Here is a 24,159-nt window from a genome sequence, read left to right on the forward strand (position 1 = left end):
CCAGCCGAATCCGCGTCTGACCAGCATCTCGGGCATGATCGACTCGTTGGGTATTTCGTGCTGTTTATCCGAATCGGGAAACTTGTCGGAATAGCGGTGATCGGCTCGGCGGCGGTGGGACTCGCGCCCACCGCCGCCTTCGCCGCGCTGACGCCGCCCGCCCCGCCGACCGTGCCCTTCACCGAGTGCCCCAACCTCGGATACCAGGTCCAGTCGCAGGACGGGAAGACGTCCACCTACGGCTACTTCGACCTGAACACCTCGACGTTCGTGCCGATCAAGAAGTTCGCGACGGCCGTCAACGCGACGGGGTACTCCCGCGCGCAGGGCGTCTTCTGGGGAATGCTCACGAACTACGACAACAACCACCTGGCGCGCTGGGATCGACTCGGGAACCTCGTGGACGTCGGGCCGCTGGACGGCGTACCGGCGGGTCAGGTGATCCGGACCAATGTGGGCACCATCGACGACCAGGATCACCTGCTGATCCAGACCCGGGACCCGGCCGCCGACAAGCCCGGCCTCGTCGGGCCGACCAACGCGCTGATCACCGTCGACGTCGACCCGGACAGCGCGACGTTCGGCGAGATCCTGGGCAACGTGCCGTTGAGCCGGGCCACGCCCGGCATGGACTTCCTGCGGATCGGCGACTGGGACTACAACCCGACCGACGGAATGCTCTACTCGCTGGAGATGGTGGGCGACACCAAGCGAGAACTGGTCAAGATCGACCCGTCGACCGGGCAGGTCACCGACGTCAAGGACCTCACGGCGCAGCTGCCCGACTCGCAGAACTACGGCGCGGTCTACGTCGAGGACGTCAGCGGCACGGTCTACGTCTCGGCGAACGACGTCGACGACAAGCTGGCGCACAAGCAGCCCGGTGCGTCCAGCCGGACCTACGCGATCTACGCGCCGTACTCGAATCCGCACATCATCGCGTACACGCCGGGTGCGCCGCTGCTCATCAACGACGGCGCGGACTGCCTTGTGGCCACCGACTTCGGGGACGCACCCGACAGCTACAAGACGCTGAACCCGCACGGCGGACCCGGGCACATCTTCACCGAGGTCGAGCACCCCGGTCAGCAGTTGCGCATCGGCAAGCTGATCGACCCCGACCTCGACGGCATCCCGACCCCGAACGCGGACGGCGACGACAAGAACCTCCCCGTCAACGACGAGGACGGCGTAAAGCCCGGTACGACGATCTTCGCCAACTCGCCGGCGTTGAGCGTACCGATCACGAACACGACCGGGGCGAAGGCGACCCTGGCCGGATGGCTGGACCTGGACGGCTCGGGCACCTTCGAAGACTCCGAGCGGGCCATGGTCACCCTCGAACCCGGGCAGACCAGCGGCGAGCTGACCTGGCCCGCGCTGGAGAACGGCCGGACCGAGAGCCTGACGCAGACCTTCCTGCGGCTGCGGCTCTACCCGGGCGAGGTCGCCGACCCGAAGCCGACCGGAGCACGGTTCATCGACGGCGGCGAGATCGAGGATCACAAGGTCGTGTTCGGACTTCCCGCCACCGGCGACAAACTGATGCCGATCCTCGGCCTGGGACTTGGACTGCTCGCGGCCGGCCTGGTCATCACCGGGGTCACCGGGCCCGGCCGGCGACGGCCGACCCCGGCCGGGCCGACGAACCGGCGGCCAAGCCCTCGCCCCGCCCGCACCTGACCCGCCCGCTCACGCCCGACGCGCCTGCCCGCACATACCCACCAGATCAGGGATATGCATGCGATCTTGGCCCAAGATCGCATGCATATCCCTGATCCAGCGCCAGAGCGGGGAGCGCCAGAGCGGGGAGCGCCAGAGCGGGCGCGTACTAGAGGGAGGGCCAGGGGATGGTGAGTTCGCCGAGCCGCCACCGTGACGGCCCGTCCAGCACGGCCTGCCCGCTGTCGGCGTACGCCCGGAGGGTCGCCAGCCAGCGTTGACGTGACCCGAAGACACCCATCGGGGCGGCCCGTTCCCAGTGCTCGGTGAGCGTCGCCAGGACGGTGTGGATCGGCGATCCCGGCACGTTGTGGTGGATCAACGCCTTGGGCAGCCGTTCGGCGAACACCGCCGGGCTCTCCAAGGTGGACAGTTTGGCCGCGAGCGTAAGGCTGTCCGGGGCGGTGGAACCGGCGGCCAGCAGCGCCCAGGTCGCGATTCGGCCCAGTTCGTCGCAGGTCCCTTCGACCAGCCAGCCGCCCGGGGCCAGCCGCTCGGAAACCGTACGCCACGCGTCTGCCACGGCCGATTCGTCGTACTGTCGCAGGACGTTGAACGCGCGTACCACTTGGGGGCGCAGCCCCGCCAGCTCGAAGCCGCCGCGGCGGAACTCCAGCCGGGGCGGGTCCGCCGCCGGCTGCGCCGCGGCTACGCGTACGGGATCGATCTCCAGTCCGATGACGTGGGGCCGGAACCGGGCCAGCCGGTCGGCCAGTTCCACGGCGGTGATGGGCGTGGCCCCGTAGCCGAGGTCGACGACGAGCGGCGAGTCCACCGAGGCGAGCGTGGCGGCCAGCCGCCACGCGATCCAGCGGTCGACGCGGCGCAACCGGTTGGGATTGGTCGTGCCGCGCGTGATCTCGCCGAGCGGCCGCCTCAAAGCTTGCGGGCCACCTTGTGCTGGGCGGCCTGAGCGATCGGGCGAACCACGAGCCGGTCGACGTTGACGTGGTGCGGCCGGGTGGCGCACCACGCGATGCAGTCGGCGATGTCGTCGGCGACCAGCGGTTCGGCGACCCCCGAGTAGACGGCCGCGGCCTTGCCGGAGTCGCCCCCGAACCGGTTGACCGCGAACTCGTCGGTCTTCACCATGCCCGGCTCGATCTCGATCACCCGGACGGGTTCGCCGTTGAGTTCGAGGCGCAGCGTGCCGGTGAGCGCGTGCTGCGCGTGCTTGGCCGCGGTGTATCCGCCGCCGCCCTCGTAGACGATGTGCCCGGCGGTCGACACGACGTTCACGATCGTGCCCGCGCCGGACTCGATCAGTGCCGGAAGCAGCGCTCGCGTGACCCGGAGGGTGCCGAGGACGTTGACGTCGAACATCCACTGCCAGTCTTCGACGGAGCCGGACGCGACCGGGTCGGCGCCGTGCGCGCCGCCGGCGTTGTTCACGACCAGGTAGAGCGGTTCGCCGAGGTCGGCCACTGTCTCCGCCAGCGAGCCGACCGAGGTGTCGGAAGTCACATCGCAGGCCACGGGAGTGATCCGGCCCTGGGCGACAGCGGCGAGCGCAGCGAGCCGTTCACTGCGACGAGCTGCGGCGACGACGTGGAAACCCTCTTCGGCCAGCCGCCGCGCCGTCGCGGCGCCGATGCCGCTGGACGCGCCGGTGACCACCGCGATGCCTCTGGACTGCATGGCACGATCATGCCCGGTTCACCTCGGCACTCGACCGCCGGGTTGGGCCGGTCCGCCCGCCGGGACGGACAACCGCAAAATCGGCACAGCGTGATGTGGATCACGTCTGGCTGATGTGTCGGGATTATGAACAACCGCTGCGCTGTTGGAGGCACCGTGAGCCCTCGGACCCCACGCCGCATCGCAACGCTGTCGGTGCACACGTCTCCCCTGCACCAACCCGGTACCGGCGATGCGGGCGGCATGAACGTCTATATCGTCGAGGTCTCCAAACGCCTCGCCGAGGCGGGGGTCGAGGTCGAGATCTTCACTCGAACCACCTCCAGCGATCTGCCACGCAGTGTCGAGCTGGCTCCGGGCGTACTGGTGCGGCATGTGAACGCCGGTCCGTTCGAGGGGCTGGCCAAGGAAGACCTGCCCGCTCAGCTCTGCGCCTTCACGCACGGGGTGCTGCGGGCCGAGGCGTCCCGGCCGCCGGGTCATTACGACCTGCTTCACTCGCACTACTGGCTGTCCGGCCAGGTCGGCTGGCTCGCCAAGCAGCGCTGGGGCGTACCGCTGGTGCATACCGCGCACACCCTGGCCAAGGTGAAGAACCTGCAGCTGGCGGCGGGCGACCGGGCCGAGCCGCGGTCCCGCGTCATCGGTGAGGAGCAGGTCGTCGCCGAGAGCGATCGGCTTGTCGCGAACACGCCGACCGAGGCGCGCGAACTCATCGACCTCTACCAGGCCTCGCTCGACCGGGTCAGCGTCGTCGAACCCGGCGTGGACCTCGATCGCTTCCAGCCGCTGCCCCGGGTCGCCGCGTCGGCCGGCAAGCTCGCCGCCCGGAAGCGGCTCGGCCTGCCCGAGCGCGGGCGGATCGTCACCTTCGTCGGCCGCATCCAGCCGCTCAAGGCACCCGACGTGCTCATCCAGGCCCTCGCCGAACTCTGCGCGCGCGATCGCGATCTGGCCGCGGACACCACGCTGGTCATCGTCGGCGGCCCCAGCGGCAGCGGCCTCGACCGGCCCACCGCGCTCATCGAACTCGCCGCGTCGCTCGGGCTCCGCGACCGCGTGCGCTTCCTGCCTCCGCAATCCGGCGACGACCTGGTCGCGGTCTACCGCGCCGCCGACGTGGTCGCGGTCCCGTCGCACAACGAGTCGTTCGGCCTGGTCGCCCTCGAAGCACAAGCGACTGGTACGCCGGTAGTGGCGGCCGCCGTCGGCGGGCTCGTCACGGCGGTACGCGATGAGGTGAGCGGTGTTCTCGTCGACGGCCACGTCCCGGGCGACTGGGCCCGGGTGTTCGACCGGCTGCTCCGGGCGCCGCATCGGCTGACCGAGCTGGCCCACGGCGCGGTCGAGCACGCCCGCGCGTTCTCGTGGGCTCGCACGGCGTCCGGGTTGCTGGACGTCTACCGTGAAGCCATGGAGGAGAACCGGGCACGCCTGCTGCTCCGCGACCACGCGGATCTCGCCGGCGCCGCGACGTGGTAGAGCTGGGCGCCCTGCTCGACGAGCTGGGCGTCGCGTACGAGGTGTCGGCGCAGGGCAGCCTGGTCGTCGTGCTGCCCGGTACGCACAAGCTGAAGACGACGGTCAACCTCATCCCGGGTGAGCACTCCCTGCGGATCGAGGCCTTCGTCGTCCGCCACCCCGACGAGAACCACGAAGCCGTCTGGGCTTGGCTGCTCCGCAAGAACGCCCGGATGTACGGGGTGTCCTTCTCCATCGACGGCAACGACGACATCTACCTGACCGGCCGCCTGCCGAACCACGCGGTGACCGCCGAGGAACTCGACCGGCTGCTCGGAGCGGTGCTCTCGTACGCCGACGAGTCCTTCGACGCGCTGCTGGAGCTCGGGTTCGCCGAGGCGATCCGCCGCGAATGGGCTTGGCGGATCAGCCGTGGCGAACCGACGGAGAACCTGCGCGCCTTCCAGCACCTGGCGCCGGCGGATCACTTGCAGGAGTAGGTGACCTCGGCGTTCGCGGTCATCTGCACCGGGGCCAGGATGTTCAGCGTCGCGGTGCCCTTGTGGCTGCCCTTGCCGCTGAAGCCCCAGTAGTAGTGCACCTGCACCGAGCCTTCGCCCTTGCGTACGGTCTGGTCGAGGCGGCCGCTGCGATGGCCGTCGCTGTCGACCCACTCGTACGCGAAACTGCCGGGCTCGCCGTTGGTCACCACGGTCCCGACGACGTCCGCCTGCGTGTTGCACGTCGTCACGGCCACCTTCTGCACGGTGACCCCGGTGATCTGCGTCGAGCTGAACAGGCCCAACGGGTTGGGGATCCCGGCCTCCGGCAGGAACCGGAGCAGGAGGACGTAGCCCACGCCGAGCACGAGCAGCAGCGACACCAGGCTGCCGAGCACCCCGGTGACCCGCTTGAACAGGCTTTTCTTCGGCGGCTTGTACGCCGTCGGCGGCGGCGTCCAGTTGGGCGTCACCGGTGTCGCGACCGGCCCTTGGCCGAACCGCAGTACGCCGTCCGCGTTCCGTTCGACGGGGGCCGGCTGCTGCGGCTGCGGTTCGGTCGTCCGCCGCGCCATCTGCGTGGCCAGATGATCCTGCGCCACCGGCTGCTGTCGCACACCCTGCTGCATCGGCTGCTGCGGCATCGCCTGCTGGGGCATCGCCTGCTGAGGCACGGCCTGCGGCATCGGCTGCTGGGGCACGGGCTGCTGGGGGACCGCTTGTTGCGGGACGGTCTGAACGGCGGCTTCGGTGGCCGCGCCGGGGAGCAGCGTCGTCGACTCCGGCGGGGGGATGTCCAGCGGCACGACGATCGGCGGGGGCTGCTTCCGAAGCGCCGCGAGCGCGGGGCGATCGCCGAAGCCCGGCAGGGCGGAAGCGTGCGCCGCGAGTACCCGCAACCCGGTCTCCAAACCGGCGGCGGCCGCGGCGGCCACGATCTGCAGCGTCTGGTCGCCGCCACCGATGCGCCGGGCCAACTCCGCCCACGCGGCGGCATCCTCGGCCGCGGTGGGCTGCCGGCCCGCGGTGGCCGCGGCGACGCCGACCTCGCTCAGCAGCGCGACCCCGGCCGGGCTCACCACGACCGTGCTCGGATCGACCGCGCCATGCGCCAGACCGGCCTGGTGCAGGCGCATCAGGGTCTGGCCGGTGTCGGACAGGACGGTCGCGGCGGTCCCGGGGGTCATCCGCGTCGCCAGGTCGGCCACGGACGGCCCGACCGGCGCACCCGAGATCAGCCAGGCGCGCCCGCCGTGCCCCACGAGGTCGGCGACCGGCACAACCCCGGGCAGGGCGAGTTTGCGTACGGCGTTGACGGCCGCGACGACCCGCGTCAGCTGCTCCCGGTCCTGCTGCGGCAGGGCGAGCGCGCCCACCTTCCGACCGTCCGCAGTGGACGTCTCCTGCCACGTGCCGATGCTCACGGCCCGCCCCCTGTCTGACTGCGCTCCCGCCGGCTCGCCCGACGGCTCCCCGGCTTGATCGGCGTCAGGCTACAACCGGCCGGATGGGTCGCACACTGGCCGAAGGTATGGGCCACTGTCCGGAGCACGACGCTCAGGCCACGAGGCCCGACTGAGCGGCCATCACCGCCAGTTGTACGCGGTTCCCGCTGCGCGTCTTCGTCATCAGATTGGCGACATGGGTCTTCACCGTCGTGACGCCGAGATGCAGTCGCTCGGCGATCTCCGGGTTCGACAGGCCGGTGCCCACCAGGGCCAGCACTTCCCGTTCGCGGTCGGTGAGGTTCGTCAGCGCGGGTCGCGGCGGCTCAGCCGGTCGCAGCGCCTTAGCGACCAAGCGCCGCAGCACGTCCGGGCTGAACGGGCTCTCTCCAGCCGCCGCTCGGCGTACGCCGTCGAGCAGTTCGCCCGGCGACGCGTCCTTCACCAGGAAACCGCAGGCACCGGCCGCCAACGCCGGGTACAGGTGATCGTCGTCGTCGAACGTCGTCAGCACGAGGATTCGCGTACTGGGGCGGTCGGCGAGGATGCGCGCGGTCGCGGTGGTGCCGTCGACGCCGGGCATCCGGAGATCCATCACGATCACGTCCGGACGGAGTTGCTGGGCCATGCGGACCGCCGGGCCGCCGTCGGCCGCTTCGCCGACCACCTCCATTTCGGGATCCGACTCGCACAGCATGCGCAGCCCCGCGCGTACAAGTTGTTGATCATCGACCAGGAGCACCCGGATCATGACGCCGCCCGCATGGCCGGGACCAGCGCGGACAGGCGCCAGCCGGGGGTGGCTGGGGCGGCGAGCAGCCCGCCGCCCAGCAGTTCCACGCGCTCGCGCAGCCCCACGAGCCCGTGCCCGCCGTCGCCGGTCGGTGCGGCGCTGCCGCCGAAGTCGCGCAGCTCGAAGGCGACCTGCTCGCCGCGGACGTCGATGGACAGTTCGGCGCGAGCCGCTGTCCCGGCGTGCTTGGCCACGTTGGCGAGTCCTTCCTGGGTCAGCCGCAGCACCGCCAGCGCGGTACGCGAGTCCAGCTCGGTCACGGTCGGGTCGATCGCGGCCTCGACGGTCAGGCCGAGCCCCCGGCTGCGGTCGACCGCCGACTCCAGCGCGAGGACGAGCCCGGCCGGGTCCACGAGATAGTCCGCCGGTTGCACGTCCCGGAGCACGGCGACCAGCCTTCGCAGATCCGTCAGCGCGGACGACCCCGTCGTACGCACATCGTCGAGGACCTTGCGGACCCGGGCGTCCTCGATCGGCAGCACGTCGGCCGCGACCGAGACCCGGAGCACGATCGACGCGACGTGGTGCGCCACGATGTCGTGCAGTTCGCGGGCGATCGTGGCGCGCTCCTCGGCTCGGACGCGGGACACCACCTGGGCCGCCCGGTCCGACGCCTGCCGGGCCAGTTCCCGCGCCATTCGCAGCTGTACGCCGATGAGCAGCGGCACGACCAGGATCGCCGACGCGAAGAAGACGGTGATCGGTTCGCGCCAGGCGTCGTCGAGATCGGAGACGACACTGCCCAGCAGTCCCGCCGCGAGACCGATCCACATCGGACGCCCGGACCGGCGCATGCCCAGCTCGAACATGGCCCAGGCGAGGCCGACAGTCGGCACGACGTCGTTGTCCGCGCCGAAGAACCAGCCGGCGCCGATCGCCGCCGCGAGCCCGGTCACCGACCAGAACGGTGACCAGACCGCGGCGAATCCGTAGATCAGCGTGCCGATCGACAGAATCCAGTCCACAGTGTTGATCGACGCGCCGTCCGGCCGGATCGCGAGGTACCCGACGCCGGCCAGGCCCACGATGCTCAAGCGGCCGAAGGTGTGGCGCTCGGCGAACAGCCACTCCACCCAAGGCATGACGCGGATCCTATCGAGTCACCGCGTGACGGCGGACCATCGTTCGATCCCAGAACAACCCGATCACCGTGCCGACGACGAGCACTCCGGCAGCCGCCAGGGTCAGCCCGTCCGGCTGGGTCAGCGGCTGACCGCGCAACGCCTGCCAGGTCACGAGCGCGAGAAGCCCGGCATAGGCGCCGCCGGCCACCTGAATCAGCCGCGGCCGCCCCGGGAACAACATCGCCAGCAGGATCATCGCCTGCAGGCCGTGCACCCCTACGAAATGGCCCACGCGCAGGTCGCCGCCCGTGGTGCTCCATCCGGTGATCGGCAGTCCAGCTCCACCATCGGGTACGCCGACCGCATGTGCGCCGAGCATCGGCTGATCCTCGATCTCGTCCAGCCGCAGCTGTTCCTTCGTCGGCACCACCATCAGGGCTGCCTGTCCCATCCCGGCGAGCAGCAACAGCAGCCCGACCTTGGCGGCCACCATCGTCGTCCGATCCCGCACCGCATTGCGCCAGATCACGACCGCGACGATCGCCGTACCGACGCCGAACAGCGCCGCCATCGAACCCATCGCGTTCCAGATCATGTTGTCCAGCGCCGTCTCGACGTGGAAATGGCTCGCCCTGCCCCGCGCCGCCTGCGCGACGATAAGCGCGACCTCCAGATAGGACCCCACGATGATCAGGCCGACCGCGATCTTCTTCGTCCGCGTCGGCGTCACGAAACTCAGCAACCACGCCAGCGTGATGGCGTACACGGCGAACGAGGTGCCGAACTTGAACGGCTTGAGCCACGTCGGCTGGCCCAGCACGGTACGGTCGTCGACGATCAGCCCCAGCAGCGCCACGACAGCGAGCGCGGTCATCGCCGCCGCCATCACGGTGAGCCACGAACTTCCCCGGTACGCGTTCCTCAGTGCATTCCTCATGCACCTGACGGTCCTCGGAATCGGCGTACACCTCTTCCTGCTGTCAGCCGCAACGCCTCCTGCTATAGCAGGAGGCCGTCCTCCTGCCTTTACTGCTGTGGACAACTCGCCGGCCGGCCGTCGTCGGCGCGCCACTCTTGTCCGATGCGCCTCCCGATCGAGCCGTTCCGGGCACGTGACCTGCTGGCTACCGGCGCTCTCAGCCGCGACAAGCTTCGAGGACCACGGTGTCGACGGCTCTATCGGGGCATCTACGTCGACGCCGACATTCCGGTGGATCACCGGTTGTGGTGCTCGGCGGCCGCGTTGCTGCTTCCGCCCGGAGGTGCGATCGGTCTGCTCAGTGCGGCGGCCCTCTGGGACGTCCCGCTGCTCGGGCCCGCCGACCCGGTCACCGTGGTCGTGCCGCTCGGCACGAGCCTGCGTACACAGAAACACCTCGTGGTACGGAGAGCGCAGCTTTCCGCGCTGGACGTTTCGGAGATCTTCGGGGTCCAGGTGACGTCGGTTCCCCGGACCGTGTTCGACGTCGCACGGTTACTCCCCAGGGTGGACGCCGTCGTCGCCCTGGACGCGTTCTTCAAGCGGCGCAAGGCGTTCCCCGATCAGGTGCTGGCTTACCTTGACGCGCACACGGCCTGGCCCCACGTGCGGGCGGCTCGCACAGCGCTGTCGCTCAGCGACGGGCGGGCCGAATCCGTGATGGAAACCAAGCTGCGGTTGGTTCTCCTCGACGGTGGCCTGCCGTCGCCCGCATTGCAGGTCCGGATCACCCGTACGCTGCCCGACGGCCGGGTTCGGTTCCTGGCTCGGGTCGATCTCGCGTACGAGGAGTGGAAGCTCGCCATCGAGTACGACGGCGATCACCATCGGGACAAGGCCACCCACCGAAACGACATGGAACGGCAGAACGAGCTCTACGCCGCCGGGTGGACCGTGATCCGGTTCAACGCCGACGACGTTCTCCGCTTTCCGGACAGAACGGTCGCCCTGGTACGCACAGCCCTCCACCGGCTGGGGTGGCGGGATCCCCGTTAGTGCTGCGAGTGATGCGTTTGGGGGCTAGTTGATCTCCCCTCCACCCCCCAAACGCATCACTCACCTCACTTTCGACGCTAGCGTCACCCGATGCAGACGTAGTCGGCGACGTTGTAGGGCGAACCGCTCTCCTTCGCCGGCGTCGTGATGATCGAGACCTTGATCTGGTAGCCGGAAGTGCACCGGTCGCGCCAGAGCGTAGCTACGTCGAAGTCATCGGTGTCGGAGTAGGAAAGCGAACCCTGGAGCGTCTTCGTGTCCGTGTAGAGCACGGTGCCGTACTCTCCGCCGTTGGGGTCGACCTGGACGAAACGGAGCCGGTAGGTCAGCTTGTTCGTGTTGGAGGCGCGGATCGCCCAAGTCGCGCGGATGAGACTGGTCGATGCGCCGCATTTGCCGGAGAAGTAGCACGCAGTCGTCACAGAGGCCGTTGTCACGCGCGGCGCGGTGGGGCTGGGCGACGGGCTCTTGGAGGTGGGCTTGGGCGTCGGCGACTTCGTCTTCGACTTCGTTGGCGTCGGCGATGCGGTCGTCGGCGACACCGAGGGCGACGCCGACGGAGAGTCGGACGGCAACGGGGAGTCGGTCGGCGAGGCCGAGGGGGACTCTTCCGGAAGCACGGAAGAAGGCGACGACGACGGGAGGGCGGACGTGTTGGCGGCGTCCGTCGGGTTGAGGGCCACACAGCCGCCGACGCTGCCGCCGACGACGACAACCGTGATGGTCCCGGCGACCAGGGCCTTCTTCACCCCGCTCGACAGCGAACGGAGTCGGTGGCCGACGCCCTTGCCCAGGGCGGAGTCCGCGACGGCGGTGCCGGACATCGAGGCGAGCGCGAGTGGGAAGAGCGCGGCGAGCAGCAGGGCGCGGCGGGCGAGCTTCTTCTTGCCCTCTTCCTCCCATTGCGGGCCATACGCCGCGCCAGCCACAGCCTCCAACTCGCGGAGAAACATCGAAGCGTTGGTGGGGCGCTGCGCCGGGTCCTTGGCGAGCCCGCGTCGCAGCAGTCCGCGTATCCCTTCGGGCGCGGCGTCGACCGGGATGGGCGCGGACTCGTGCTGCCGGCGGAGCTGGACCAGGTCGCCCGGGGCCCGGTAGGGCGGCGCGCCGGTGAGGCACTCGAAGAAGGTGGCGGTGGCCGCGTAGATGTCGGTCTGCGGGGTGGCCGTGCCGGCCGCCCACTGTTCGGGGGCCATGTAGCTGGGTGTGCCCGCGAGCGCCCCGGTACGCCCGGCGCGGACGGCGATGCCGAAGTCCGCGAGCTTGCTCTGGCCTTGCGCGTCGACCAGCACGTTCTCGGGTTTGTAGTCGCGGTGGACGATGCCGAGTCTGTGTGAGGCGGCCAGGCCCAGAAGCGAGCCCTTGAGCACGACGAGCGCGGCCTCGGGTTCGGCCGGGCCCTGCTCCCGGATGATCTTGCGGAGGGCGACGCCGTCGACCAGTTCCATGACGATCGCCGCGCCGCCGGGGTTCTCGACGTACTCGTAGAGGCGGGCGACGTGGTCGTCTTGGACCTCGGCGAGGATGCGGGCCTCGGCCCGGAACTCGCGGAGGAAGGTCTCGTCGTTCTTCAGGTTGTCGGCGAGGTACTTGATCGCGACGGGCACCCCCGTCTGATCGTGCGTGGCGAGCACGACCAACCCGGACGCGCCGCGCCCCAACTCCTGAACCGCCGTATATCCCGGCACCGACCAGGTCATGCCGTCGCCTCCCCAGGCTCGGTCAGCGAACGCTTTGCCGCCGTTCGCCGCACCAGTGTGGACACCTTCTTGTAGATGCGGAACCAGATCGGAAACATCAAGACACCCAGCCCGATGACGATCACCGGAATCGCGAAGCCGGCCGGGAGGTACTTCTGGACCATCCCGTCGAGTCGCGTACGCCAGCTGAACACGGCCATCACCATGAAGGCCGTCATGCCGACAACGGCCGTCATCCCGTAGGCCGCCATGCCCCACTGCTTCAGCCCGGGACGCTTACCGCCCCGCAGGTCGGCCCAGATCCCCTTGGTGAAGTAGGCCGACGCCTCCTCCCGCAGCCGTGGCATGCGAAGCGCGTCGGACAGCGCCTGGTAGCCGTCGAGCGGCATGAGCGGATTGAGGTTGTAGATCGTGTTCAGATAGAGCGCGAAGGCGATCTGGAAGGCGATCCCGGAGACGACCGGCTGCGGCACATAGGCGGCGACGACCGAGGCGGCTCCCGCGACGGCTGCGGTCGACAGCGGACCCGACAACGTCACCACGATGCGCGACCAGCGCGTACCGAACCACATGTCGCTCGTGTCCACAAAGGCGAACGGCATGCCCATCATCAGCATGAAGCCGCCGCGGGTCACTTTGCGGCCATACGATTTCACGGCCAGCGCGTGCGCGCTCTCGTGGATCGCCAGCGCGATCAGGCAGACCGCCGCCACCACGATCGCGCCGGCCAGGCCCGCGCCGCCCACATCGAACAGCTGCTGCTTGCGCTGCGCGACGAAGAAGGCGTAGAGACCACCCAAGATCAAAATCCACAAGCCGACCACACTTGTACGCGTGAAGAAGCGCCACCCGAACGCTCGGTACATCCGGCCGACCAGGGCGTCCAAGCCCTTCACCGACAGCTCCAGCCGTAGCAGCGCCCGGAAGATCGCCTGGCCGATCCGCTTCAGCAGCGGCGGCCGCTCCGGATCGCGTTGACCATAGAGCCCGCGGACGAGCCCGATCGCGGCGAACGTCCGCAGGGTGTGCTCGATCCGGGGGAGGGCCAGTTCGCCGTACTTGTCGGCGTACAGGAAGAGCAGGTCGCGAACGCTGTTCTCGCCGTCCAGACTGGTCCACAGGAACGCGTCCCGGTCGTCGAGCTGAAGATATTGCCCCGTACGCGTGTTGCTCAGCACCCACTGCTCGACCCCGCGACTGTCCGGGACCTGCTTGAGCGCCCAACCCGACCGCCGCCGGGGAACCGCCGACAACGGCTCGGTCGCGGTGGCCGCCTCCGGCTGTTGCCTCGCCGCGGCGAGCATCGTGTATTCGGTGCCCTTGACCATCGTCTTGGAGCCGACAGCCGCGCTCCGCGGTTGCGCGAAGCGGACCGGGACGTCCCCGAAGAGCAGCTCCATCTCGTCGTTGAGGGCCGCTCGATCGCCGTGGAGCGTACGCCCGCCGACGGTGGTCCCGTTGAACGAGCTGAGATCCTCAAGCACGAAACCCTCGGGTCCCCGGGTGATCCGGGCGTGGTGCCGGGAGACGCTCGGGTCGTCCAGGATCAGGTCGTTGTCACTGGTACGCCCGATCGTCGTGACCGGACCGACCAACGGGTACGCCTGCCCCGCGTGCCGCAGCTCCGGAGCCGCGAACTCGGCGATCTTGGCGCCTTTGCGCAGCGTGCCGCAGTGCAGGCAGTACGGGTAGTCCCGGCGCAGGTGCACGTGACAGGCGTGGCAGAGCATCTCGGGCCTTTCTGACTCGGCTCTGTTCCCTGCGGATCACGGTTATGCAGGTGATCTGGGGCCGAGATCGCATGCGTAACCGTGATCCGCAGCCTTCGGGCTGACGGGTAGGGCCGGCCGGGGCGAGCACGGGGGAGACTCGGCCCCGGCCGGCGTACTCGGCGGAGGGTGGGTGCTCTCCGCGAGTCGGTGCTAAGCGTTGGGTTGCGTCTTGTCCTCGTCGTCGTCCTTGCCGGCGAACTTCGCGCCCGCGATGCCGCCCGCGATCCCGCCGACCACCACGCCGGCGACCACGCCGCCCGCGCCCATGGCCAGCTCGGTCATGCCGATGCCGCCGTCGTCGCTCGCGCCGCCGCCCTGGGCGCCGCCCGCCTGACCGCCGTCGGCCGGCGGGGTCGTCGTGCCCGGGGCGTGCGAGGCGGCTGCCGCGTCGGCCGCGGCCACCGGGGACTCCGTCTCGGGCTGCTCGGCCGGCGGCTGCTCGGTCGAGGGCTCCGGGGTGGGCGTACCGGTGTGGCCGGTGCCGCCGCCCATGCCGCCCGTCCCGGTTCCTTCGGTGCCGGTCCCGCCGTCGGTTCCAGTGCTGTCGGAGGGCTCCGGCGTCGGCGTGCCGCCGTCGCTGCCCGGGTCGGTGGGACCGGGGTCGGTGGGACCGGGGTCGGTGGGACCGGGGTCTGTGGGACCGGGGTCTGTGGGACCGGGGTCTGTGGGGCCGGGGTCGGTGGGACCGGGGTCGGTGGGTGCGCCGCCGTCGCCCGGGTCGAAGACCGGCGGGTCGCCGAGTACGCCGCCCGGGTCGACCGGGTGCACCGGGTCCACGATGATGCCCGGGTCGAAGACGAGGTCGCCTTCGAGGATGTCCGGCGTGCCGTCGCCGTCGCTGTCGGCCAGCGTGCCCGGGAAGATCGGGTGGACCGGACCGTCGGGCGTCGGGTCGAGGTAGTTCGGCGTGCCGTCGCCGTCGTTGTCGCCGAACAGACCGGACAGATCCAGATCCGGCAGGCCGCCGGGGAAGACCGGGCTCGGCGGCGGGTCGCCGTTCGGCGTCGAGTCGAAGATGTCCGGGGTGCCGTCGCCGTCGGTGTCCAGCCCCAGGCCAGGCAGCCCGCCCGGGAAGCCCGGGAATCCGCCGGGGGTGTCTGCGCCGCCGTCGCCTTCGCCGCCGAGGCCCGGAATTCCGCCCGGCCAGGTGCCCAGCCCTTCCAAGGAATCGGGCAGGCCGTCGCCGTCGGTGTCGGGGCCGAAGTCCGGGAGGCCGCCGTCTGGTGCGTCGCCGCCGTCGGTGCCGCCGTCCCCGCCGAGGCCGGGAATGGCACCCCAGGTCCCGAGTCCTTCGAGCGAATCGGGCAGGCCGTCGCCGTCGGAGTCGGGGCCGAAGTCCGGCAGCCCGCCGTCCGGTGCGTCGCCGCCGTCCGAGCCGTCACCAGTCCCGGGAATGGTGGGGAAGATGTCGGGGAGCGATTCCATGAAGTCGGGCACGCCGTCGCCGTCGCTGTCCGGGCCCCAGTCTGGTCCGCCGGAGCCGTCCGAGTCGGTGTCCGTCATGTTCGGGATGCCGTCGCCGTCGGCGTCCTCGAACGCGTCCGGCGTACCGTCGCCGTCGCTGTCCGGGCCGAAGTCCGGCAGGCCGAGGCCGCTCGGGAACGGGCTGCCGCCGTCCTCGCCACCACTGTCGCCGTCGCTGAGGTTGCCGAGGTCGGGCAGGTGGAAGTCGGAGCCGACGAGGCCGGCGAGCCGACCGCCGGGCGGCAACGTGGCCAGCTCCTCGCCGCCGCCGGAGTCGCCGCCGCCGGAGTCGCCGCCGTCGGGACCGCCGCCGTCCGAGCCGCCGTCGGAACCGCCGTCACCGGTGCCGAAGTCCAGGTCGCCGATGAGTCGCAGCGGCTGCGGTGCGTCGCCGCCGGGCGCGATCGGGTCCGGCGAATCCGTGTGACCGAGGTCGGGCAGGACGAGGTTCATCGGCGTCGGGTCGCCGCTGGGCGGCGTGGGCGGAGTCGGCAGCCCACCGGGCCCACCGCTGGGGCCGCCACCGGGTCCGTCGTCGCCACCGGTGAGGTGCAGCGCGCCCGGGGTCAGGTGCAGGCTGCTCGGCGGCGGAGGCGCGGGGTCGTCCTGCTTCGGGCCGATCTCCAGACCGCCGTGGCCGCCGTCGCCGCCACCCGCGCCGTCCGGGGTCGGGTGCAGTCCACCCTGGACGATGATGGCCGGGGACGGCGTACCTCCGTTGCCGGACGGGGGCTCGCTGCCGCCGGGCGGGGTGGTGCTCGGGCCGTCGTCCGGGCCGGAGTCGCCGCCGCCCGAGTCGCCCGGACCGTCGTGGCCGCCGTCGGCCGGGGTGACGGTGTGCGGTGCGATGTGCACCTCGGGCGCCACGTGCGCGTCCACGTGCAGGTCGGGGCCGGAGGTCAGGGCGGTCGCCAACCCGCCGGTCGTCACACCGCTCTTGGAGAGGCGTACGCCGAGCGCCTGCGGGCCGCTGCCCGTGGAGGCGTCGGCCAGGCCGCGGAGGCGGTCGGACTCCTCGGAGGTCAACCCGTACTCGGCGGCCACCTGGTCGGGGTGGGATCGCGCATGCCGGGCGAACTCCGCGTCCACCGCCATCCGCGCGATCACGTCGCGGAACTGGGACATGTCCTTCGATCCTTTCTCGGTGGCTGTCTGGGGGCTTGCCAGGAACGAGTACGAAGGTAGGAAGCGAGCCGCTCGGTGGTCATCGGGCCGGGTACGGAACTTTCCCATGCGCGGGTTCTCCGTACTGCCATCCGTACCGCTCTGGGTACCCTCCGGGCGGAGGATGGCCGGTCGGCCGCAGGAGTGAATAGCGTCGCCGGAAAGGGTGGGGGTGAGGACGTGCGGTTCGTCGGGCGCGCGGTGGAGCTGGGGGCTCTGGCCGGGCACGCCCGTGCGGTCGTCGACGAGCGGCGGCTCCGCGTGGTGCTGCTGATCGCCGAACCCGGCCGGGGGGCGAGCGGGCTGTTGGAGGAGTTCCATCGACGGACTCCGGCACTTCGATACGCACGTGTGGCGCCGCCCCGAGCCGCGGGCGCGCCCGCGCTCTGGCCGTGGCAGCGGGTGCTGGCCGACCTCGGTTCGCCGTCGGCTGTGGACGACGTCTGGTCGGCGCAGGCCGCCTTGTCCCAAGCCTTCGCGGAGACCGGGCCGGTGCTCGTCGCGCTGGACGACCTGCACCGCGCCGCCGAGGAGACGCTGACGCTGCTCGCCGAGTACGCCGATCAGCCGCCCGCGACCCCGACACTCGTCGTCGCGGTGGTACGCCCAGCCGTCGCGGAGACGCTGCCGTCCGGTCCGGCCGCGTACCGGGTGTGGTTGCCGGGGTTGAGCCGGGACGAGGTCGGCGAGATGCTGGCCGGAACGGTCGCCTGGCCGGTGCCGGAGGCGCTCGCGACGCAGCTGCGCCGCCGGACCGACGGCAGCCCCGCGTTGCTGACCGCGGTCGCCGGGCAGCTGCGGGAGTCCGACGACGGGCGGCGCCGGGTCGCCCTGCGCTGGCCGGAGTCGGCGACGGCACCGATCACCGGCCGCCTGGCCGCGCTGACCGAGCCCGCCCGGCACGTCCTCGGGATCGCCTCGGTCGTCGGCCGGGAGTTCGATCTGTCCATCGTGGAGGAAGTTGCCGGGGACGCCGCGTTGCCCGCGCTGGAGGAGGCGATCACGGCCGGGCTGATCCGGCCCGTGACCGATCGCGTCTTCGCCTTCGACTCCGCGCTCGTCCGTGAACTGAGCTACGACTCCCTCGGCCTGACCGAGACCGCCGGCCTGCACGAGGCGGTCGCCGACGCGTTGCTCTCGGTCGGCGCGCGGGCGGGCGAACGTGCGCCCACTGTGGCCGAGCTGTCCCATCACCTGGTCGCGGCGGCGGTGCTCGGCGGCGACGAACGCCTGGACCGGGCGGTCGCCGCCACCGTCGCGTCCGCTCGGGCCGCCGAACGTCCGGCGGAGGCGGCGGACGCTTTCGCCGTCGCGGTGGAACTGGCCTCCCGGGCGCAGTGGTCCCCCGGCCACCTGGGCCGGCTGCTGGTCGCGTACGGGTCCGCGCAACTGCAGTCCGCGCACCGGGAACAGGCCCGAGACGCGTTCGCGGCGGCGGTACGCCTCGGCCGCCAAGCGAAGGACGCCGGACTGCTCGCCGAGGCGGCGTTGGCGTACGGGCCGCGATCGGGGTCGGGTGCGACGGCGGAGCCGACCGACCCGCAGCGGGCGACCGCGCTCACCGAAGCACTCGCCCTCCTCAACGCCCCGCTGCCGCCCCGACCGCCCGCCCCTGAAGACGAGCTGCGCGGCTATCTCCGTGGCGCCGATCTGTCCACTGTGGCTCGACTGCGCGCCCGGCTGGCGTTGGAGTCGACCGGAGCGGCGGCTCGCACGCTCGCCGAGCAGTCGCTGGCGGCGGCCCGCGAATGCGCCGACCCCCGCGCGATGGCTGAAGCACTGCTCGCGCAGGTCGAGCCGGACGCCGACCAGCTGCGGCAGGCGCTTCGTGAGGCCGGGGCGCTGGACGACGGCGTACTGCTGAGCCGGGCGCATCGGGCGGTGGCCGCGCTGTCCATGCGGGACGGCGACCTTGGTCTGGCCGACCGGCATCTGGCCGAGGTGGACGGCGTACCGGAGATCGCGGCGCATCGCCTCGTCCTGGCGGGCAAGGTGGCCGCCGCCCGAGAGCACCTCACGGTGACGGCTGACTTGGAAGGGCTCGCGGCATACGCCGGACTGCGGTTGCTCGACGGCGACCCGGGCGACCTCGGCGATCGGTTGCGGGACGTCGGCGGTCCACTATGGATAACCGCCGCCCAGTCCTGGATCGCCCGCGCCGACGGGCGCGACGAACTGGCCGGCGCGCTGATCGAGGAGCTGGCCGCTCAGCCCCTCGACCCCTGGACGATCGCGTTCGTCGTCGCGGCCGAGCCCGACGCCGCTGCCGCCGACCGGCTCGGTGCGCGGCTTTCCGCGTATCAGGGGAAATGGATCGTGGCGGGACCGGCGACGGCGAGTGCCGGACCCACGGCGCTGATGGCAGCTCGACTGGAAGCGGACCCGAAGCGCGTCACGGCCTGGCTGGACGACGCGACGCGCGTGGTCGGTAACACGCCGTGGCTCGCCTGGCTCCGTTGGGAGCGGGCGCGGCTGCGCGCGGACGCGCAGGACGTGAAGGGCGCGCGGACGTTCGCCGCCGAGCGCGGCCTTTCCGGCCTGGTACGCCGAATCGACCGGTTCGAGCCGCCGGACGGCCGGACGCTGACCCGGCGCGAGCAGGAAGTGCTCGAATTGGCCGCGGCCGGAGCCTCCGCGCGGGAGATCGCGGAACGGCTGGTGATCGGCGAGCGAACAGTCGAGACCCACCTCGCGAACATCTACCGCAAGCTCGGCGTGCGCAGCCGGGTGGAATTGGTGGCTCATCTCCGGGACAGCAGGAGACCCGTGTGATCACCGTTACAGATTGTGACAGTAGAGACACGGAAACCGGTGGACGACGGAATACGCCCGGCGTAGCGTGATCCGTAACGCGCCTCGCTTGTGCAAACCGGGGGTTCGCCTAGTTGATCTGTTTCGACTTTGGCGCCGAGCGAGGAGCTGGGGGATGGGTGGCGTGACACCGTTGGGGGACGGTAGCCACCTGAACCGGCGCGCTGGCTGGCGACGCTAACGGGGGTGAGCGTCGCCAGCCGCCGCCGGCTTTTTCGTATCTGACACTTGTGGGGCGCCGCGATGCGACGCCCCACAAGTCGATCGTCGGTTGTCAGGAGTCCAGCAGCGTCGGCTCGTATTCGACCGGCGCCTCGTAGCCGAGCAACTCGATCAGGGTCGACGCGACATTCGCGAGCCCGCCCTTCGGCACGTCGTCCCGGAACGTGACGTCGCGGTCGGCGTAGTCGGCGATGATCAGCGGGATCGGGTTCGTGCTGTGAGCGGTCTTCCAGCGCGGCGTGCCGTCCGCGAGGAACACCGGCTCGCCCTGCTTGTCCCGCTCGATCATGTCTTCCGCGTTGCCGTGGTCCGCCGTGACGACGAGTGTTCCGCGGGCCGCCTTGACCGCCCGGTCGATCCGGTCGATCGCCAGGTCCACCGACTCCATCGCGACCACGGCCGCCTCGAAGACCCCGGTGTGGCCGACCATGTCGCCGCCGGGGAAGTTGGCCCGGATGAAGCGGAACCGGCCGGAGTGGATCGCCTCGATGATGGCGTCGGCGGTCTCGGCCGACTTCATCCAGGGACGCTCGTTGAACGGCACCTGGTCCGAGGGGATCTCGAAGTAGGTCTCGGTGGCTGGGTCGAACTTCTCCGAACGGTTGCCGTTCCAGAAGTAGGTCACGTGGCCGAACTTCTGCGTCTCCGCCCCGGCCCACTGGGTCACCCCGGTACGGGCGAGCAGCTCGCTGATCGTGTCCGGCACGGGCTCCGGTTCCACCAGCCGAAGTTTCGGCATGTCGGTGTCGCCGTCGTAGAGCGTCATCCCGGCGAAGAGCACGTCGGGCACGCGCTGCCGATCGAATCCCGCGAAGTCCGCGCCGGCCGTGAACGCCCAGGACAGCTCGATCGCCCGGTCGCCGCGGAAGTTGAAGAACACGACGCAGTCGCCGTCCTGGATCGCCCCGACCGGGCGGCCGTCCTCGTCGACGATCGTGTACGGGGACAGCAGTTGGTCGCTGATGCCCGGGGTCTCCTTGCGGAGCTGCTCGATCGCCTCGGTGGCGGAGGCGAACGGTCGGGCGGCGCCCAGAACGTGTGCCTGCCAGCCGCGCTCGACGATGCGCCAGTCGGCCTCGTACCGGTCCATGGTCGTGACCATGCGGCCACCGCCGGACGCGATCCGGTAGGTGCCGCCGGTCGCCTGCGCCGCCGCGCCCAGCTCTTGCTCGACCTCGGCGACGTACTTCTCTGCCGTCCGATCCGGAACGTCCCGCCCGTCGTGCAGAGCGTGCACGAACAGTCGGTGTACGCCTTTGTCGCGAGCCTTGCCGATCAAGGCGGCGAGGTGGGTCATGTTCGAGTGGACGTTGCCGTCCGACAGCAGGCCGATCAGGTGCAGCGCGGTGCCTCGCTGGGTGACCTGCGCGATGATCTCCTGCCACGTCCCGGTCCAGATGGCGCCGGAGTCCACCGCGATGTCGATGCGCTTGGCGCCCTGGTCGAAGATCCGGCCCGCGCCCAGCGTGTTGTGGCCGACCTCAGAGTTGCCCATGTCGGTCTCCGACGGCAGCCCGACGTAGGGCCCGTGGGCGAGGATCGTGCGGTACGCGGCGTCCGAGCGGAGCGAGTCGAGGGCGGGCGTGCGAGCCACGGAGACGGCGTCGTAGGCGTCGTGCCGACCCTCGCCAACACCGTCCATGACCAGCAGGACGACCGGGCCCGGCGGCGGTGCCAGGCGAGGGTGCGGAGCGAGCTGAGACTTCTCAAGATCGGGCATGAACGTTCCTTCCCGGATTCGTCGCGGAGCCGGTCAGCATCGACCGGGCACACAGACGCCATCCTGCCCTACGCACGGAGAGTGACCACGGACACGTTCTAAATCGCGTGACCCTGTTACGGAGGCTGGCCTAGGTTGTAAGGCGTCCTTCTCGAAACGCTCATTACTCCTGGTGGTGGCACGTGCGGAGCCTGCGTACCTGGGCCGGCGACACGGTAGGTGGCCTTCCGGCCACCTTCTGGTATCTCTGGCTAGGCACGCTGATCAACCGCCTCGGTGCGGTGGCCGTGCTGTTCCTGGAGATCCACATGGTCTCGGGGTACGGCTTCTCCGCCACCCTCGCCGGCCTGGTGCTCGGTCTCTACGGCGGCGGCATGGCGCTCGGCTCCATCGCGGGCGGCGTCCTGGCCGACCGGTGGGGCCGCCGGCCGACGCTGCTACTGGCCAATATCGCGGGCGTCGTCACCGCGCTCGCTCTCGGGATCACCCTCACGCCCTGGTTCGTCGCGCTCACCGCGCTGGTCTACGGCTTCTGGAACGGTCTCGGGCGGCCGGCGTACAGCGCGACCCTGGTCGACGTGCTCGGCCCGACCAAGCGCATGCGCGGCATGAACCTCAACTACTGGGCGATCAACCTCGGGTTCTCCGGCGCGGCCTTCCTGGCCGGCGTACTGGCGCACACCCCGCGCATGGTCGTCTTCGTGCTGAACGCGGCGGTGCTCGCGATCACCACCGTGATCATCGCGGTGAAGGTCCCCGAGACCTCGCCTGGTCCGGCGTTGTCCGCGCCGAAGGAGGGCGGGGGGATCTCGCTAGTCCTGCGCGACCGGGTCTTCATGATCTACGTGCTGCTCAATCTGGGCCTGTGGTCGATCATCGAGTCGTGCAAGCTCATCCCGATCGCCATGGTCAACCAGGGGATCGATCCCGCGAACTACGGCTCGGTCATCGCGGTGAACGGCGTCATGATCGTGGCGCTGCAACTGTTCATCCCCAAGCTCGTCGGGCGGCACCCGCGTAATCGCGTACAGATCGCCTCGGCGCTGCTGGTCGGGCTCGGGATGGGCGCGGTCGGCCTGGCCGGCAGCGTGCCCACGCTCGCGCTCACCGTCGCGGTGTGGACGCTCGGCGAGATGATCAACGCGCCGGTCAACGGCACGACCATCGCCGACCTGTCGAGCCCGGCGATGCGCGGTCGCTACCAGGGCGTCGCCTCGATGAGTTTCACGGCCGCCAACTTCTTCGCGCCGATCGTCGGCGGCCTGGTCCTGGACAACAGCCCGCACGCCACGCTGTGGTTCGGCCTCGGGGTCCTCGGCCTGATCCTCGCGGTCGGCCATCTCCTCTCCGGTCCCGCGCGCGAGCGCCGGGCCGCGCACCTCACTCAGCCGGAGGTGGTACGCGATGAGGCGCTGGTTGCGTGACACCACCGGCGGTCTGCCGCGACAGTTCTGGTATCTCTGGACCGGGACGCTGATCAACCGCGTCGGCGGTTTCGTCGTCATCTTCCTCACCATCTACCTGACGACCGTGCGGCACTTCACACCGTCCCAAGCCGGCCTGATCATGGGGGTCTGGGCGGCCGGCGGCGCGTTGGGCAACATGCTCGGCGGTGTGGCCGCTGACCGGATCGGCCGCAAGGTAACCCTGCTCACCGGCCAGGTCGCCGGGGCGGCGACGCTGCTCGCGATGGCCTTCACCTCGGCGTACTGGGGCATCGCCGGGTTGGCGTTCCTCTTCGGGGTGTTCGCCGACGGGGCCCGTCCAGCGTTCGGCGCGATGCTGATCGACATCGTTCCGGAGAAGGACCGGCTGCGCGCGTTCACCCTGAACTACTGGGTGATCAACCTCGGGTTCGCGTTCGCCGCGACGCTCGCGGGCCTCGCCGCGGCGGCCGACTATCACCTGGTCTTCCTGGTCGACGCGGCGACGACGCTCGTCACCGCCACGTTCCTGTTCTTCACGTTGCGGGAGTCCAAGTCCGCCCGCCCGGCCTCCTCCTCGTCGGCCACCTCCTCCTCGTCGGCCTCCTCGTCGGCCGCCTCGGCGGTGGCGTCGGCCGCCAAGGGCGGGCTGCGGGTCGTGTTCACCGACCGGATCTTCCTGATCTTCGCCGGGCTGAACATCCTCAGCGCGTTCGTCTTCCTTCAGCACCTCACGACGCTGCCGATCGCCATGGCCGCCGACGGCATCTCCGGGCAGACCTACGGCTACGTGATCGCGTTGAACGGCGTGCTCATCGTGATCGGGCAGCTGTTCATCCCCAGGCTGACCAGAGGCATGACCCGTACGCGGATGCTGGCCGTCGCCTCGATCGTCACCGGGCTGGGCTTCGGGCTCACCGCGCTGGCGAACACCCCGCTGTTCTACGCCGCCACCGTCTTCGTCTGGACGCTCGGCGAGATGGTCAACGCCCCGGCCAACTCCACCACCATGGCCGCTCTCTCCCCAGCCGACCTGCGCGGCAGATACCAGGGCGTGTTCTCGCTCTCCTGGTCGATCGCCGGGTTCGTCGCGCCGACCGTCGGCGGATTCCTCCAAGAACACGTCGGCAACACCTTCCTCTGGCTGCTGTGCGCGGGCATCGGATTGGCCGTCGCCGCAGCTCAGGTAGCCTCGGGACCGGCGCGCGAACGCAGAGCCGCGATCCTCGCCCCACCCCCACCGGCTGTGTCCCGGCAGCCGACCCCCGTTTCGTAAGGATTCGC

At 70.6% G+C, this 24,159-nt stretch carries 17 protein-coding genes and 1 pseudogene; 8 read left to right on the forward strand and 10 right to left on the reverse strand.

The window, feature by feature from the left end:
- Positions 1-57 precede the first annotated feature (57 nt).
- Positions 58-1,683: a DUF6923 family protein gene (locus HDA40_RS24685; protein ID WP_253759849.1), complete on the forward strand. Its 1,626-nt coding sequence runs from the start codon at positions 58-60 to the stop codon at positions 1,681-1,683.
- 148 nt (positions 1,684-1,831) lie between these two features.
- Here the strand turns inward: HDA40_RS24685 and HDA40_RS24690 are convergent, their stop codons facing one another.
- Together HDA40_RS24690 and HDA40_RS24695 are read right to left on the reverse strand one after the other, a co-directional pair.
- Positions 1,832-2,602 carry a class I SAM-dependent methyltransferase gene (locus HDA40_RS24690; RefSeq protein WP_253759851.1) on the reverse strand — a complete coding sequence of 257 codons (771 nt, stop codon included), beginning with the start codon at positions 2,600-2,602 and terminating at the stop codon, positions 1,832-1,834.
- Complete coding sequence (locus HDA40_RS24695; RefSeq protein WP_253759853.1) at positions 2,599-3,360, reverse strand: SDR family oxidoreductase; 762 nt, start codon at positions 3,358-3,360, stop codon at positions 2,599-2,601. The genes HDA40_RS24690 and HDA40_RS24695 overlap by 4 nt, the downstream gene beginning before the upstream one ends.
- A gap of 126 nt (positions 3,361-3,486) precedes the next feature.
- Between HDA40_RS24695 and mshA the strand changes: the two genes are divergently transcribed.
- A complete protein-coding gene (mshA, locus tag HDA40_RS24700) occupies positions 3,487-4,842 on the forward strand; it encodes a D-inositol-3-phosphate glycosyltransferase (RefSeq protein ID WP_253759855.1) in 1,356 nt (451 codons plus the stop codon).
- Between the two features lie 2 nt (positions 4,843-4,844).
- Positions 4,845-5,321 (forward strand): type III secretion system chaperone family protein, encoded by a 477-nt coding sequence (locus HDA40_RS24705; protein WP_275979341.1) that lies wholly within the window; start codon positions 4,845-4,847, stop codon positions 5,319-5,321.
- Here HDA40_RS24705 and HDA40_RS24710 read toward each other — a convergent pair.
- From HDA40_RS24710 to HDA40_RS24725, 4 genes are all read right to left on the reverse strand, one after another.
- The gene (locus HDA40_RS24710) at positions 5,306-6,745 is read right to left on the reverse strand and encodes a protein kinase family protein (protein ID WP_253759859.1); all 1,440 of its coding nucleotides are present in this window, start codon (positions 6,743-6,745) and stop codon (positions 5,306-5,308) included. The genes HDA40_RS24705 and HDA40_RS24710 overlap by 16 nt on opposite strands.
- Before the next feature lie 133 nt (positions 6,746-6,878).
- Positions 6,879-7,517 (reverse strand): response regulator, encoded by a 639-nt coding sequence (locus HDA40_RS24715; RefSeq protein WP_253759862.1) that lies wholly within the window; start codon positions 7,515-7,517, stop codon positions 6,879-6,881.
- Complete coding sequence (locus tag HDA40_RS24720) at positions 7,514-8,641, reverse strand: sensor histidine kinase (protein ID WP_253759864.1); 1,128 nt, start codon at positions 8,639-8,641, stop codon at positions 7,514-7,516. Before HDA40_RS24720 ends, HDA40_RS24715 begins: the two co-directional genes overlap by 4 nt.
- Positions 8,642-8,651: 10 nt before the next feature.
- A complete protein-coding gene (locus HDA40_RS24725) occupies positions 8,652-9,560 on the reverse strand; it encodes a hypothetical protein (RefSeq protein ID WP_253759866.1) in 909 nt (302 codons plus the stop codon).
- Positions 9,561-9,704: 144 nt separating this feature from the next.
- Here HDA40_RS24725 and HDA40_RS24730 point away from each other — a divergent pair, with 144 nt between their 5' ends.
- Positions 9,705-10,598: a DUF559 domain-containing protein gene (locus HDA40_RS24730; protein WP_253759868.1), complete on the forward strand. Its 894-nt coding sequence runs from the start codon at positions 9,705-9,707 to the stop codon at positions 10,596-10,598.
- Positions 10,599-10,681: 83 nt separating this feature from the next.
- Here HDA40_RS24730 and HDA40_RS24735 read toward each other — a convergent pair whose 3' ends face one another.
- The 3 genes from HDA40_RS24735 to HDA40_RS24745 form a co-directional block, all read right to left on the reverse strand.
- Complete coding sequence (locus HDA40_RS24735) at positions 10,682-12,298, reverse strand: serine/threonine-protein kinase (RefSeq protein ID WP_253759870.1); 1,617 nt, start codon at positions 12,296-12,298, stop codon at positions 10,682-10,684.
- A complete protein-coding gene (locus HDA40_RS24740; RefSeq protein ID WP_253759872.1) occupies positions 12,295-14,007 on the reverse strand; it encodes an FHA domain-containing protein in 1,713 nt (570 codons plus the stop codon). Before HDA40_RS24740 ends, HDA40_RS24735 begins: the two co-directional genes overlap by 4 nt.
- A gap of 213 nt (positions 14,008-14,220) precedes the next feature.
- The gene (locus tag HDA40_RS24745; RefSeq protein WP_253759874.1) at positions 14,221-16,659 is read right to left on the reverse strand and encodes a hypothetical protein; all 2,439 of its coding nucleotides are present in this window, start codon (positions 16,657-16,659) and stop codon (positions 14,221-14,223) included.
- 219 nt (positions 16,660-16,878) lie between these two features.
- Between HDA40_RS24745 and HDA40_RS42195 the strand changes: the two genes are divergently transcribed.
- Complete coding sequence (locus HDA40_RS42195; RefSeq protein WP_253759876.1) at positions 16,879-19,470, forward strand: helix-turn-helix transcriptional regulator; 2,592 nt, start codon at positions 16,879-16,881, stop codon at positions 19,468-19,470.
- A gap of 192 nt (positions 19,471-19,662) precedes the next feature.
- Positions 19,663-19,734 (forward strand): annotated as a pseudogene (locus HDA40_RS42575) (hypothetical protein); the annotation flags it as partial.
- A 49-nt stretch (positions 19,735-19,783) separates the two neighbouring features.
- On the opposite strand, the gene gpmI reads toward HDA40_RS42575, so the two are convergent.
- Positions 19,784-21,451, reverse strand: coding sequence for a 2,3-bisphosphoglycerate-independent phosphoglycerate mutase (gene gpmI / locus HDA40_RS24755; RefSeq protein ID WP_253759878.1), 1,668 nt, complete (start codon positions 21,449-21,451; stop codon positions 19,784-19,786).
- A gap of 182 nt (positions 21,452-21,633) precedes the next feature.
- Between gpmI and HDA40_RS24760 the strand changes: the two genes are divergently transcribed.
- Complete coding sequence (locus tag HDA40_RS24760) at positions 21,634-22,875, forward strand: MDR family MFS transporter (protein ID WP_253759880.1); 1,242 nt, start codon at positions 21,634-21,636, stop codon at positions 22,873-22,875.
- Entirely contained in the window at positions 22,856-24,151 is a 1,296-nt protein-coding gene (locus tag HDA40_RS24765; RefSeq protein WP_253759882.1) for an MDR family MFS transporter, read from the forward strand. The genes HDA40_RS24760 and HDA40_RS24765 overlap by 20 nt, the downstream gene beginning before the upstream one ends.
- Positions 24,152-24,159: the final 8 nt, after the last annotated feature.

Origin of the sequence: Hamadaea flava (genome assembly GCF_024172085.1) — a bacterium.
GTDB lineage: Bacteria > Actinomycetota > Actinomycetes > Mycobacteriales > Micromonosporaceae > Hamadaea > Hamadaea flava.

What these genes read in the sequence shown, in the direction of transcription:
- mshA (WP_253759855.1), top strand. Translation starts at nt 3,487, where the DNA reads ATGAACAACCGCTGCGCTGTTGGAGGCACCGTGAGCCCTCGGACCCCA.
- gpmI (WP_253759878.1), bottom strand. Translation starts at nt 21,451, where the DNA reads ATGCCCGATCTTGAGAAGTCTCAGCTCGCTCCGCACCCTCGCCTGGCA.
- HDA40_RS24765 (WP_253759882.1), top strand. Translation starts at nt 22,856, where the DNA reads ATGAGGCGCTGGTTGCGTGACACCACCGGCGGTCTGCCGCGACAGTTC.
- HDA40_RS24745 (WP_253759874.1), bottom strand. Translation starts at nt 16,659, where the DNA reads ATGTCCCAGTTCCGCGACGTGATCGCGCGGATGGCGGTGGACGCGGAG.
- HDA40_RS24725 (WP_253759866.1), bottom strand. Translation starts at nt 9,560, where the DNA reads ATGAGGAATGCACTGAGGAACGCGTACCGGGGAAGTTCGTGGCTCACC.
- HDA40_RS24695 (WP_253759853.1), bottom strand. Translation starts at nt 3,360, where the DNA reads ATGCAGTCCAGAGGCATCGCGGTGGTCACCGGCGCGTCCAGCGGCATC.
- HDA40_RS24720 (WP_253759864.1), bottom strand. Translation starts at nt 8,641, where the DNA reads ATGCCTTGGGTGGAGTGGCTGTTCGCCGAGCGCCACACCTTCGGCCGC.
- HDA40_RS24735 (WP_253759870.1), bottom strand. Translation starts at nt 12,298, where the DNA reads ATGACCTGGTCGGTGCCGGGATATACGGCGGTTCAGGAGTTGGGGCGC.
- HDA40_RS24730 (WP_253759868.1), top strand. Translation starts at nt 9,705, where the DNA reads ATGCGCCTCCCGATCGAGCCGTTCCGGGCACGTGACCTGCTGGCTACC.
- HDA40_RS24715 (WP_253759862.1), bottom strand. Translation starts at nt 7,517, where the DNA reads ATGATCCGGGTGCTCCTGGTCGATGATCAACAACTTGTACGCGCGGGG.